General features: G+C 63.3%; 14 protein-coding genes. 9 read left to right on the top strand and 5 right to left on the bottom strand.

Translation table 11 applies throughout. The annotated features are described in order from the left end of the window. The first annotated feature begins 81 nt into the window (after positions 1-81). Together QCE58_RS12820 and QCE58_RS12815 are read left to right on the top strand one after the other, a co-directional pair. Positions 82-348: a hypothetical protein gene (locus QCE58_RS12820; RefSeq protein ID WP_250521378.1), complete on the top strand. Its 267-nt coding sequence runs from the start codon at positions 82-84 to the stop codon at positions 346-348. Positions 349-512: 164 nt separating this feature from the next. Continuing rightward, positions 513-1,391, top strand: coding sequence for an EamA family transporter (locus tag QCE58_RS12815; RefSeq protein ID WP_250521377.1), 879 nt, complete (start codon positions 513-515; stop codon positions 1,389-1,391). A 19-nt stretch (positions 1,392-1,410) separates the two neighbouring features. Here QCE58_RS12815 and QCE58_RS12810 read toward each other — a convergent pair whose 3' ends face one another. Together QCE58_RS12810 and tsaE are read right to left on the bottom strand one after the other, a co-directional pair. After that, entirely contained in the window at positions 1,411-2,913 is a 1,503-nt protein-coding gene (locus QCE58_RS12810; protein ID WP_175980461.1) for an N-acetylmuramoyl-L-alanine amidase, read from the bottom strand. Continuing rightward, positions 2,895-3,467 (bottom strand): tRNA (adenosine(37)-N6)-threonylcarbamoyltransferase complex ATPase subunit type 1 TsaE, encoded by a 573-nt coding sequence (tsaE, locus tag QCE58_RS12805; protein ID WP_175980460.1) that lies wholly within the window; start codon positions 3,465-3,467, stop codon positions 2,895-2,897. Before tsaE ends, QCE58_RS12810 begins: the two co-directional genes overlap by 19 nt. 18 nt (positions 3,468-3,485) lie before the next feature. Between tsaE and queG the strand changes: the two genes are divergently transcribed. From queG to plsY, 5 genes are all read left to right on the top strand, one after another. Beyond that, positions 3,486-4,727 (top strand): tRNA epoxyqueuosine(34) reductase QueG, encoded by a 1,242-nt coding sequence (gene queG / locus QCE58_RS12800; protein WP_250521376.1) that lies wholly within the window; start codon positions 3,486-3,488, stop codon positions 4,725-4,727. Further along, on the top strand, positions 4,724-5,200 hold the full coding sequence (locus QCE58_RS12795; protein WP_250521375.1) for a methylated-DNA--[protein]-cysteine S-methyltransferase: 477 nt from the start codon (positions 4,724-4,726) through the stop codon (positions 5,198-5,200). Before queG ends, QCE58_RS12795 begins: the two co-directional genes overlap by 4 nt. After that, the gene (gene xerD, locus QCE58_RS12790; protein WP_008342745.1) at positions 5,197-6,126 is read left to right on the top strand and encodes a site-specific tyrosine recombinase XerD; all 930 of its coding nucleotides are present in this window, start codon (positions 5,197-5,199) and stop codon (positions 6,124-6,126) included. The genes QCE58_RS12795 and xerD overlap by 4 nt, the downstream gene beginning before the upstream one ends. Before the next feature lie 97 nt (positions 6,127-6,223). Further along, positions 6,224-6,715, top strand: coding sequence for a Cys-tRNA(Pro) deacylase (gene ybaK, locus QCE58_RS12785; RefSeq protein ID WP_250521374.1), 492 nt, complete (start codon positions 6,224-6,226; stop codon positions 6,713-6,715). Between the two features lie 36 nt (positions 6,716-6,751). After that, positions 6,752-7,378: a glycerol-3-phosphate 1-O-acyltransferase PlsY gene (gene plsY, locus QCE58_RS12780; protein ID WP_008342743.1), complete on the top strand. Its 627-nt coding sequence runs from the start codon at positions 6,752-6,754 to the stop codon at positions 7,376-7,378. A 60-nt stretch (positions 7,379-7,438) separates the two neighbouring features. On the opposite strand, the gene QCE58_RS12775 is transcribed toward plsY, so the two are convergent. After that, entirely contained in the window at positions 7,439-7,924 is a 486-nt protein-coding gene (locus QCE58_RS12775; RefSeq protein WP_008342740.1) for a YajQ family cyclic di-GMP-binding protein, read from the bottom strand. 103 nt (positions 7,925-8,027) lie between these two features. On the opposite strand from QCE58_RS12775, the gene murB reads away from it, so the two are divergent. Then, the gene (gene murB / locus QCE58_RS12770; RefSeq protein WP_250521373.1) at positions 8,028-9,044 is read left to right on the top strand and encodes a UDP-N-acetylmuramate dehydrogenase; all 1,017 of its coding nucleotides are present in this window, start codon (positions 8,028-8,030) and stop codon (positions 9,042-9,044) included. A 55-nt stretch (positions 9,045-9,099) separates the two neighbouring features. Here murB and QCE58_RS12765 read toward each other — a convergent pair whose 3' ends face one another. Both QCE58_RS12765 and argF read right to left on the bottom strand, forming a co-directional pair. After that, positions 9,100-10,329, bottom strand: a complete 1,230-nt coding sequence (locus QCE58_RS12765) for an argininosuccinate synthase (protein WP_175980456.1) — start codon at positions 10,327-10,329, stop codon at positions 9,100-9,102. A 163-nt stretch (positions 10,330-10,492) separates the two neighbouring features. Then, positions 10,493-11,422, bottom strand: a complete 930-nt coding sequence (gene argF, locus QCE58_RS12760) for an ornithine carbamoyltransferase (RefSeq protein ID WP_175980455.1) — start codon at positions 11,420-11,422, stop codon at positions 10,493-10,495. Positions 11,423-11,939: 517 nt separating this feature from the next. On the opposite strand from argF, the gene QCE58_RS12755 reads away from it, so the two are divergent. Continuing rightward, positions 11,940-12,278 (top strand): DUF3579 domain-containing protein, encoded by a 339-nt coding sequence (locus QCE58_RS12755; protein WP_008342735.1) that lies wholly within the window; start codon positions 11,940-11,942, stop codon positions 12,276-12,278. Positions 12,279-12,436 lie beyond the last annotated feature (158 nt).

Genomic DNA, 12,436 nt, shown 5'->3' with positions numbered 1-12,436 from the left:
CGTTTTTTTGGTGCCGCGTGGGTTCCAGGCACGCGGCTTCGCGCAACTTTCGCAACGTGACAATTTGGATAGGGAGTCGAAATGAGCAAGAACAAGCTTTTGATCGCCATCACCGCTGGCCTTTTCACCGCCACCGCCGCAACGAGCGCGTTCGCGCAGACCTCGTCGGGCGATTCGTCTGCGGCGATGGGCAACGACACCGCCGGCGCCACCACCGATAATTCGGCCGCGACCACGCCGAAGAAGCACAAGACGCACAAGCACACGACGAAATCGACGGCGACCAAGAAGACGCCGGCCGTCGAAACCGGCAACGACGCGGGCACGGAATCCGGCCAGACGAAGTAAGCGCCGTTTCGCATCGCCGCAGCGAAAGCGCTCGCGCCTTTCACGAGGCGCGGGCGCTTTTTGCGTGCATCGTCATGCCGCGCAGGATTTGACAAGCCTGCCGCCGCGCCCTCGGCTACACTTTACGGCTCGCCAACGACGCACATGACACAAGGAAGAGGGCGATGTCGCCAAAGGATTTGCTGATCGCATCGGTGGTCATTCTCGCGTGGGGCGTGAATTTCGTCGTCATCAAGCTGGGACTGCACGGTGTTCCGCCGATGCTGCTCGGCGCGCTGCGCTTCGCGCTCGCCGCCGTGCCCGCGATCTTCGTCAAGCGCCCGCAGATACCGCTGCGCTGGCTCTTCGCCTACGGCCTCACCATTTCTCTCGGGCAGTTCGCGCTGCTTTTCTACGGCATGTACGTGGGCATGCCCGCCGGTCTCGCGTCGCTCGTGCTGCAGGCGCAAGCATTCTTCACGCTCATCTTCGCGTCGATGTTCCTCGGCGAGCGCATCCGCGCGGCGAACGTCGCCGGCCTGCTGATCGCGGCGGCGGGGCTTGCGCTCATCGGCATGCGCGGCGGTCACGCGATGACCGTCACCGGCTTTCTCTTCACGCTCGCCGCCGCCGCGATGTGGGCGCTCGGCAATATCGTGACGAAGCGCATGGGCAAGGTCGATCTGCTCTCGCTCGTGGTGTGGGGCAGCCTGATTCCGCCGCTGCCGTTCCTCGCGCTCTCGCTCATCTTCGAAGGCCCGGCGCGCATCGAATCCAGTCTCGCGACGATTCCGCTCATCTCGATCTTCGCGATTCTCTATCTTTCGTTCATCGCGACGATCGTCGGCTATAGCTTGTGGGGAAAGTTGCTCGCGCGCTATCCGGCGGGAAGCGTCGCGCCGTTCTCGCTGCTCGTCCCGGTGATAGGGCTGGCGTCGGCGGCGCTGTTTCTCGGCGAGAGTTTGAATTCGGCGCAGGTGGCGGGCGCGGCGCTCGTGATGGCGGGACTCGTGGTGAACGTATTCGGCGCGCGGCTCGTTCAGCGCATTCTGCCGGCGCGCTGAACGAAACCCGGCCGGATTTTTACGTCATGCGGCTCTTCGCGAGCGGCGGATTCGCCGCGAAATAGCGCTTGATGCCCTTCATGATCGCGTTGGCCATCTTGTCGCGATAGGCGTCGTCGTTCAGGCGCGTTTCCTCGTCCGGATTGCTGATGAACGCGGTCTCCACGAGAATCGACGGAATGTCCGGCGCCTTCAGCACGGCGAAACCCGCCTGTTCGACTGAACCTTTGTGCAGCTTGTTGATGCCGCCGATTTCGTTCAGCACGAAGCTGCCGTAGCGCATCGAATCGCGGATCTGCGCGGTCGTCGACATGTCGAAGAGCGCGCGGTTCACGCTCGCGTCCTGCGACTTCACGTTGATGCCGCCGACCTGATCCGACGAGTTTTCCTTGTTCGCCATCCAGCGCGCAGCCGCGCTCGACGCGCCATGCTCCGACAGCGCGAACACCGACGATCCACGCGCTTCGGGCGACGTGAAGGCATCGGCGTGAATCGACACGAAAAGATCGGCGGAGACGCGCTGCGCCTTTTGCACGCGCACGTTGAGCGGCACGAAGAAGTCGGCGTCGCGGGTCATCATCGCGCGCATGTTGGGCTGGGCGTCGATCTTCGCGCGCAGCTTCTTCGCGATGTCGAGCGCGATGTGCTTCTCGTACGTGCCCTGGCCGCCGATCGCGCCCGGATCTTCGCCGCCGTGACCGGGATCGATCGCGACGGTGAGCAGGCGCGTCGTGCCGGCGCCTTGCTTGGGCGTGGAGAACGCGTAGGCGTCGTTGTCGTCGTCCTTCTTCGCGATGACGGGCGGCGGCGCCGGCACGCGCGGCTTGACCGCCGGTTTCGGCGGCGTTTCGGCGGGCGTTTCGTTCTGCGCGTACTTTTGGAAGAACTCGTCGGTGGAATCGGGCGTCGTCGGTTTCTGCGCGGTCGCCGGCCCGGAAAGCGTCGCGGGCGGCGGCGCGGACGGATTCGGATTGGCGCGGTCGAGCGCTTCCTGCTTGCGCTCGGTCTGCGCGAGCAGTTCCATCAGCGGATCGGGTGCGACGGCCGGATACAGATCGAACACGAGCCGGTATTTGTAGCTGCCGATCGGCCCGAGCGTGAACACCTGCGGCTTCACCGATCCTTTCAGATCGAACACCATGCGCACGACATGCGGCTGATATTGCCCGATGCGCACCGCCTGAATCTGCGGATCGTTCGGCGTGATCTTCGAGACGAGATCGCGCAGCGCCTGATCGAGATCGATGCCGGAGAGATCGACCACGAGCCGGTCCGGCCCCTGCAATAGCTGATTGGCGTTCTGAAGCGGCTGGTCCGATTCGATCGTCACGCGGGTGTAGTCGCGCGCGGGCCACACGCGCACGCCGAGCACGCTGCTCGCATGCGCGAGCTTCGGTCCGACGAGCGCGAGCACGAGCGTCGAAGCGCCTGCGCGCAACACCTGACGGCGACGCCAGTTGTGCGGCGCTTGGGCAGCCGATTCGATCGAATGAAATGGCTTGATCAACATCTTTCGAGACATGACTTTCCTGTTTCGCTAAATGCCCGCGCGGTCAGCACGCGGCCTTCATCGTTCGACGTTCCTTCGTCCGGCAGAGACAGCGCAAACACGAGATCCGGCACGCCGAGCAGGCCGCCCGCCTGTTGCGGCCATTCGACGAGGCACACCGCGCCCGCATCGAAATATTCGCGAAAGCCGGCATCGGCCCATTCGGCCGGATCGGCGAAGCGATAGAGATCGAAGTGATAAACGTCGAGCGGACCGCTTTTGGTGACGAGCGAATACGGCTCGACGAGCGTGTAAGTCGGGCTCTTCACGCGGCCGACGTGGCCGAGCGCGCGCAAGGTCGCGCGCACGAGCGTGGTCTTGCCCGCGCCGAGATCACCGATCAACTGGACTTGCAGACCGTGAAAACGTTCAGACGAAGCGTGCGATATGGACAGACGCGTAGCGTCGATGGCGCGCGCGAAGCGTTCTCCGAAAGCGAGCGTCGCGGCTTCGTCGCGCAGGTCGAAGCGGCGTTCGAGAAGCGCGGCGGATAAGTCTTGCGTCGTTCGTGCGGGGCTTTCGGGCATTGCTCGTAAAATGTCGTGATGAACCGATTGCCGGAACATTCCGTTGAAATCACGACAGCGTCCAGCGACGCCGCCGCTGAATCCGATTCAGAGTCTCGCGTCTTCGATCTCGATGAAAACGCGCTGGCAGAACTCGCGCAGCGCATCAAGACATGGGGGCGCGAGTTGGGGTTCGGTGCGGTCGGCATCAGCGATATCGACCTGACGGATGCCGAGAAGGGCCTGACTGATTGGCTCGAAGCAGGCTATCACGGCGAAATGGATTATATGGCCAAACATGGGATGAAACGCGCAAGACCGGCCGAGCTTGTGGCCGGCACGCGACGTGTCATCACCGCGCGCATGGCCTATCTTCCTGCGGAAACGCTCGCGAAAAAGGGCGATGAAAGTGTCGCGACAGCCGACGGTCAGAAGAACGACTGGCGCGCGATCGAATGGTCGCGGCTCGCGAAGCCGTCGCAGGCGATGGTCTCCATCTACGCACGCGGGCGCGATTATCACAAGGTCATGCGCAATCGCCTGCAGCAGCTGGCGGAGCGCATCGAGCGCGAGATCGGGCCGTTCGGGCATCGCGCGTTCACGGATTCAGCGCCGGTGCTCGAAGTCGCGCTCGCGCAGAAAGCGGGCGCCGGCTGGCGTGGCAAGCATACGTTGCTGCTCGATCGCGACGCCGGATCGCTGTTCTTTCTCGGCGAAATTTTCGTCGATGTCCCGTTGCCCGTCGATCCGCATCCCGAGCACGAAGGCGCGCATTGCGGGCAGTGCACGCGCTGCATCGGCGCGTGTCCGACGGGCGCGATCGTGGCGCCGTATCGCGTCGACGCGCGGCGCTGCATCTCGTATCTGACGATCGAACTGCACGGCAGCATTCCCGAGGAGATGCGTCCGCTGATCGGCAATCGCGTGTATGGATGCGACGATTGTCAGCTCGTCTGTCCGTGGAACAAGTTCGCGCAGGCCGCGCCGGTCGCGGATTTCGACGTGCGCCACGGACTCGATCGCGCGACGCTCGTCGAGCTGTTCGGATGGAGCGCGGCGGATTTCGACACGCGCATGCAGGGCAGCGCGATCCGGCGCATTGGGCATGAGCGCTGGCTGCGCAATATCGCGGTCGCGATGGGCAATGCGTTGCGCGATCCGTCGCTCGATGCGGGAGAACGCGAGGCGATCGCCGATGCATTGCGCGCGCGTGCGGACGATTCCTCGGCGTTGGTGCGCGAGCATGTGCTGTGGGCGCTCGAACAAGGGACAAGAACGTGAAGCCATTCGATGCCGTGATCGACGCGCCGTTCGGCAAGGTCGGCATTCGCGCCGATGCGCAATGCGTGCGCGAGATCGTCTATCTGCCGGACGATGTCGGCAGCATTGAGCCTGAAACGCCGCTCGCCAAGGAAGCCGCCGCGCAGATCCGCGCGTATTTTCAGACGCCTTCGATGCGCTTCGACCTGCCGCTCGCGCTTCGCGGCACCGCGTTTCAGCAGCGCGTATGGCGCGGCATCTCGGGCATCGCGGCGGGCCAAGTCTGGACCTATGGCCAGCTCGCGCGCGAGATCGGCAGCGTGCCGCGCGCAGTCGGGCAGGCGTGCGGCTCCAATCCGCTGCCGATCGTGATACCGTGCCACCGGGTAGTGGCCTCGGGCGGGATCGGCGGTTTCGCGCATCATCCCGACGAAGGTTTTTATCGCAACGTGAAGCGCTGGCTGCTGGCGCATGAAGGTGTATCGATCGCATGACGAGCGCAACGACTGAAGCAATACAAGCACCGGGACTCGTCGCGAGTCAGGACGCGATCGATCTCTTTTGCGATGCGCTCTGGCTCGAACACGGCCTCGCCAAGAACTCGCTCGAAGCGTACCGGCGCGACCTCAAACTCTTCGCGGAATGGCTCGGCAAGACGCGCGGCGCGTCGATCGATGCCGCCGTCGAAGCCGACATGAACGGCTACATGGCCGCGCGCCGCGGCGACAAGGCGACGTCCGCGAACCGGCGTCTGTCGGTCTTTCGGCGCTATTACGCGTGGGCGTTGCGCGAGCATCGCGTGTCCGCCGATCCGACGCTCAAGCTGCGCTCGGCCAAGCAGCCGCCGCGCTTTCCGTCGACGCTCAACGAGTCGCAAGTCGAAGCGCTGCTCGGCGCACCCGACATCGAGACGCCGCTCGGCTTGCGCGACCGCACGATGCTCGAACTGATGTATGCGAGCGGCCTGCGCGTGACCGAGCTCGTCACGCTGAAGACGGTCGAAGTCGGCCTGAACGAAGGCGTCGTGCGCGTGATGGGCAAAGGCTCGAAAGAACGCCTGATTCCGTTCGGCGAAACGGCGCACGACTGGCTCGAACGCTATCTGCGCGATGCGCGTCAGGTGCTGCTCGGCGCGCGCTCCGCCGATGCGCTCTTCGTCACCGCGCGCGGCGAAGGCATGACGCGCCAGCAGTTCTGGAACATCATCAAGCGTCATGCGCTGAACGGCGGCGTGCACGCGCCGCTCTCGCCGCACACGCTGCGGCACGCGTTCGCGACGCATCTGCTCAATCACGGCGCGGACCTGCGGGTCGTGCAATTGCTGCTCGGCCACTCGGACATTTCCACGACGCAGATCTACACGCACGTCGCGCGCGAGCGGCTGCAGAAGCTGCATCGGGAGCATCATCCGCGCGGATAGCGTCATCTGCGAACGATCGTGCCACGGCCGCGTTGCGCTGCATACTCGGCCGAATGGCCGATGGTGAGCGCCACGGCGCGCCGCTACAATGCGTGGCATGTCGAAAGCCAAACACGTGTCCGAAACGTCCGCGACGCAATTCCTGCGTCGTCACAAGGTTGAATTCGGCGAGCATCCTTACGATTACGTCGAGCACGGCGGCACGGAGGAATCCGCGCGTCAGCTCGGCGTGGACGAACATATCGTCGTCAAGACGCTCGTCATGGAAGACGAGCACGCGAAGCCGCTGATCGTCCTCATGCACGGCGATCGCACGGTATCCACGAAGAATCTCGCGCGTCAGATTGGCGCGAAGCGCGTCGAACCCTGCAAGCCCGAAGTGGCGAACCGGCATTCGGGGTTTCTCGTGGGCGGCACGTCGCCGTTCGGCACGAAAAAAGCGATGCCGGTGTACGTCGAATCGAGCATTCTCGAACTCGATCGCATCTATCTGAACGGCGGGCGGCGAGGGTATCTCGTGAGCATCGATCCGAACGTGCTGACCGAGTTGCTGGGCGCGAAACCCGTGCAGTGCGCGAGCGTCGATTAGAATGCGTTCCGCTCTCGCCATAACCGAAAAGACACCATGATTTTTCTGCTCGTCGCCGTCGCGTCCTATCTGATCGGATCGATTTCGTTTGCCGTCGTCGTGAGTCACGCGATGGGACTGGCCGATCCGCGCTCGTACGGCTCGGGCAATCCCGGCGCGACGAACGTGCTGCGCACCGGCAACAAGAAGGCTGCGATCCTGACGCTGATCGGCGATGCGTTCAAGGGCTGGCTGCCCGTGTGGATCGTCGCGCACTTCGGCGCGAGCTTCGGCTGGGATCAAACGGGCATCAACACGGCGACGGCGCTCGCGGCCATCGCCGTGTTCCTCGGGCATCTGTACCCGGTTTTCTTCAAGTTCCAGGGCGGCAAGGGCGTCGCGACGGCGGCGGGCGTGCTGCTCGCGATTCATCCGGCGCTCGGTATCGCGACGCTGCTCACGTGGCTCATCATCGCGTTCTTCTTCCGCTATTCGTCGCTCGCGGCGCTCGTCGCGGCCGTGTTCGCACCGTTCTTTCAGGTGTTTCTGTTCGGGCCGAGCCGCATCTCGCTCGCCGTGCTGGCGATGAGCCTGCTGCTCATCTGGCGGCATCGCGCGAATATTTCGAAGCTGCTGGCCGGCAAGGAAAGCCGCATCGGCGAGAAAAAGAAGGTCGCCGAATAATGCAAAAAGCCGTTGCGGCGCAAACCGGAACGGCTTTTTCGTTTCTGAAGCAATCAGGAATCAGTCGCGGAAGTTGTTGAAGTCGAGCGGCGTGTCCGTGACTTCCTTCTTGAGCAGCGCGATGGCGCTTTGCAGGTCGTCACGCTTCGCGCCTTGCACGCGCACAGCGTCGCCCTGAATGCTCGCCTGAACCTTGATCTTGCTGTCCTTCACGATCTTGACGATCTTCTTCGCCAGATCGCCCGAGACGCCTTTTTTCACCGTGACGACTTGCTTCAATTTGTCGCCGCCGATTTTCTCCTGCTTGCCGTAGTCGAGGAAACGCACGTCGACGCCGCGCTTGGCCATCTTGTTCAGCAGAACGTCCTTCACCTGGCCGAGCTTGAAGTCGTCGTCGGCGTAGAGCGTGAGTTCGCGCTCCTTCTGCTCGACGCGTGAATCCGAACCCTTGAAGTCGAAGCGCGTCGAGATTTCCTTGTTCGATTGCTCGATCGCGTTCTTCACTTCGATCATGTTTGCTTCGCTGACGACGTCAAACGATGGCATCTGTCTTTCTCCTTCATTGAGGCGACGAGCGCGCCGGGCAGGCGTGGCTCGCGCAATCGCTATAATCACGGACCTGTCGTCATTCTACCGACGCGCTTCGTTCATGTCGCTCCAGCTCCTCTCCGATTTCTCTCTGCTCGCCCACAACACGTTCGGCTTCGACGCGCGCGCGCGTCACGCGATGCGTATCGATTCCGTCGATGCGGCCGCCGCGCTCGCCACCGATGCGCGCATCGCCAACATGCCGCAACTCGTGCTCGGCGGCGGCAGCAATATCGTGCTGACGCGCGATTTCGACGGCGTCGCGCTGATCGTCGGCATTCGCGGCAAACGCGTGATCGGCGAAGACGACGATGCGTGGCTCGTCGAAGCCGGCGCGGGCGAGAACTGGCACGATTTCGTCGCGTGGACGCTCGCGCAGGGCATGCCGGGGCTCGAAAACCTCGCGCTGATTCCCGGCACGGTCGGCGCGGCGCCGATTCAGAACATCGGCGCGTACGGGCTGGAAATGGGCGAGCGCTTCGAGCGGCTGACGGCGGTAGAACTCGCGACCGGCGCACGCGCGGAATTCGATCGCGCCGCGTGCGCCTTCGGTTATCGCGACAGCTTCTTCAAGCGGGCAGGGCGCGGGCGCTTCATGATTACGTCGGTCACGTTCCGGCTGCCGAAAGCGTGGACGCCGCGCGCGGATTACGTCGACGTCGCCCGCGCGCTCGACGGCGCCGCGACGCCGGATGCGCAAGCCATTTTCGATGCGGTCGTCGCCGTGCGCCGCGCCAAGCTGCCCGACTGGACCGCGCTCGGCAACGCGGGCAGCTTCTTCAAGAATCCGGTCGTGAGTGCGCAGGCGTTCGAGGCGCTCAAGCAGCGCGAACCGGGCGTCGTTTCGTACCCGCAAGCCGACGGGCAAGTGAAGCTCGCGGCGGGCTGGCTGATCGACCAGTGCGGATGGAAAGGGCGCGGCATCGGCGGCGCGGCGGTGCACGATCGTCAGGCGCTCGTGCTCGTGAATCGCGGCGGCGCGACGGGCGCGCAGGTGCTCGAACTCGCCGAAGCCATCAGGCGCGACGTGCTGGCACGTTTCAATGTCGAACTGGAGATGGAGCCGGTGCGCGTCTGAAAACGAAAAAACCCGCCGCGGCGGGTTTTTTCTCGAGCCTGATTCCAACGAAAGATCAGTCCCCGCGCTGACGGCGCGCGTTCTCCGCGATACGCATGCGCAGTGCGTTCAGCTTGATGAAGCCGCCGGCATCGGCCTGGTTGTAGGCGCCGCCGTCGTCATCGAACGTCGCGATGGTCTTGTCGAACAGCGTTTCCTTCGAATCGCGAGCGACGACCGACACGCTGCCCTTGTAGAGCTTCACGCGCACCCAGCCGTTGACCTTCTCCTGCGTGTGGTCGATCAGCACCTGCAGCGCGCGGCGCTCCGGGCTCCACCAGTAGCCGTTGTAGATCAGCGATGCGTAACGCGGCATCAGATCGTCCTTCAGGTGCGCCACTTCGCGGTCGAGGGTGATCGACTCGATACCCCGATGCGCCTTCAGCATGATCGTGCCGCCCGGCGTTTCATAGCAGCCGCGCGACTTCATGCCGACGTAACGGTTCTCGACCAGATCCAGACGGCCGATGCCATGCTTGCCGCCGAGACGGTTCAGCTCGGTCAGCATCTCGGCGGGCGACAGGCGCTTGCCGTTCAGCGCGACCGGATCGCCCTTCTCGAATTCGATATCGACATATTCCGCCTGATCCGGCGCCTCTTCCGGCGACACGGTCCAGCGCCACATTTCGGCTTCGGCCTCGGCCTTCGGGTCTTCCAGATGGCGGCCTTCGAACGAGATGTGCAGCAGGTTCGCGTCCATCGAGTAGGGCGCGCCGCCTTGCTTGTGCTTCATTTCGATCGGAATGCCGGCCTTTTCCGCATACGCGAGCAGCTTTTCGCGCGAGAGCAGGTCCCATTCGCGCCACGGCGCGATCACCTTGATGCCGGGTTCGAGCGAGTAGTAACCGAGCTCGAAGCGCACCTGATCGTTGCCCTTGCCGGTCGCGCCGTGCGAGACGGCCTGCGCGCCGGTCGCGCGCGCGATCTCGATCTGACGCTTCGCGATCAGCGGACGCGCGATCGACGTGCCGAGCAGATACTCGCCTTCGTAGATGGTGTTCGCGCGGAACATCGGGAACACGAAATCGCGGACGAACTCTTCACGCAGGTCTTCGATGAAGATGTTTTCCTGCTTGATGCCGAGCTGGAGCGCCTTCTTGCGCGCGGGCTCCAGCTCCTCGCCCTGACCGATGTCGGCGGTGAAGGTCACGACTTCGGCGTCGTAGTTGTCCTGCAACCATTTCAGGATGACGGAGGTGTCGAGACCGCCCGAATAGGCGAGCACGACTTTCTTGATATCGCTCATGGTGAACTCGTGTGCGGAAAAGCCGGTGCGGCGGTTGTGCGCCGCTTCGCGTCCGCCGGGCGCGCGACGGGCACGAAGTGCGCGGAAAAACTACTATTCTGACATTAAAAAGCCGCGCCTCCGCAAATTTGGGATGCGCGGCGAATCGGCAGCGCAGATTCGCTCAGTGATTCAGCTTGCCGAGCAGGAGATACTCCATCAGCGCCTTCTGCACGTGCAGACGGTTCTCCGCCTCGTCCCATACGACGCTTTGCGGACCGTCGATGACTTCCGCGCTCACTTCCTCGCCGCGATGCGCGGGCAGGCAGTGCATGAAGAGCGCATCGGGATGGGCGCGCGCCATCATCTCGGCATCGACGCAGTAGTCGGCGAACGCCTTCATGCGCGCTTCGTTCTCGGCTTCGTAGCCCATGCTGGTCCAGACGTCCGTCGTGACGAGATCGGCGCCGGCGCAGGCTTCGTTCGGATCGTCGAATTCTTGAAAAAACGGCTTGCTTTCCCCGGCAACCAGCGCGGGATCGAGCTTGTAGCCGAGCGGCGTGGAAAGACGCAGTTTGAAGCCGAGAATCTGCGCCGCTTCGATCCACGTGTACAGCATGTTGTTCGCGTCCCCGACCCACGCGACGGTCTTGCCGGAAATCGGACCGCGATGCTCGTAGAACGTGAAGATGTCCGCGAGCACCTGACACGGGTGATATTCGTTGGTCAGCCCGTTGATGACCGGTACGCGCGAGCTTTCCGCGAAGCGCCGGATGATGTCCTGGCCGAACGTGCGGATCATGATGATGTCCACCATGCGCGAGATGACCTGCGCCGAATCCTCGATCGGCTCACCGCGGCCGAGTTGCGTATCACGCGTGTTCATGAACACCGCATGGCCGCCGAGCTGGAAAATGCCCGCTTCGAACGAAAGGCGCGTGCGCGTCGAGCTCTTCTCGAAGATCATCGCGAGCGTGCGATCGTGCAGCGGATGATAAGTCTCGTAGTTCTTGAACTTGCGCTTCAGGATGCGCGCGCGTTCGAGCACGTACTCATAGTCGTCGAGGGAAAAATCCTTGAACTGAAGATAGTGGCGAATTTTCTTGGCGGTCATGAAACGCAAGCGGCGGCTTCGAACCGGCCGCCGCGCGTGAGCGTCGAGGCCGGACGGCGCCGCCGTCGGGAGTGGGTATCGCTTTTGAGCATAAAGGATTTTGCGATGTTTGACGAGGCTGGCCAAAAGGACGAGGATGCGCGCGCAGACCCGTCTCACGGCCTCGGGCTGTCCCTGATGGACGCATCCCATGTCTGTGTGCGCTGCGGAAAACAGGCCGCTGCGGTATAATCACGCTCGCTCGTTTCAACAGTTCTGCAACATTCAGCACCGTTTCACGCGCTTCTGCGGCGAAGGGTTCGCAAGAATCCGGTCGGCGTGACTTTGCGCGTTCCGATTTCGCGGTGGATTGCCCAGTGCTGTCGAGTCCGCCATTTCCTGTCGCGGGCGCGGACGATTCCGCCAGAATCGACCCGCGCAAGACCGCCCGGCGCTTTTCGCTAGCCGGCTCCTGCGGTTCCTGCGTCAGGCATGTGCGTTCCGGTGCGCGTCACCGGCCGTCAAAAGGTATTGCTACATGGCTGAATCATCCCCTACCGAGTACTTCATTCAAGGCATCACCAAGAGCGGGAGGAAATTTCGGCCGAGCGACTGGTCCGAGCGTCTCGCCGGCGTGATGTCGGGCTTCGGCCCAAAGGCGAAAGGGCCCAACGCCCGCCTGCAATATTCCATCTACGTGCGTCCGACGATGATCGGCGACATCAAGGTCGTGATTGTCGATTCCCGCCTGCGCGACATCGAACCGATGGCGTTCGACTTCGTTCTGAACTTCGCAAAAGACAATGATCTGGTCGTGACCGAGGCGTGCGAATTGCCGCCGCATCACGGCACGCAGACGCAGCAGCCTCAGTCCTGACCTCCGCGCGACGAAAGCCACAGACGAAAAGCGACAGACGCGAAAAAGCCCGCCGAAGCGGTAATGCCGTTCAGTTAGCGCTGAACGGCATTTTTGTTTGTGGAGCGAGAAGTGGTTGTAAACGGAGCGCCGGGCTGTTAACTTCTCGGTGCGATGCT

Origin of the sequence: Caballeronia sp. LZ028 (genome assembly GCF_031451415.1) — a bacterium.
Classification (GTDB): Bacteria; Pseudomonadota; Gammaproteobacteria; order Burkholderiales; family Burkholderiaceae; genus Caballeronia; species Caballeronia zhejiangensis.
The sequence above is the reverse complement of the archived record's forward strand: the minus strand, read 5'-3'. Positions and strand labels throughout refer to the sequence as shown.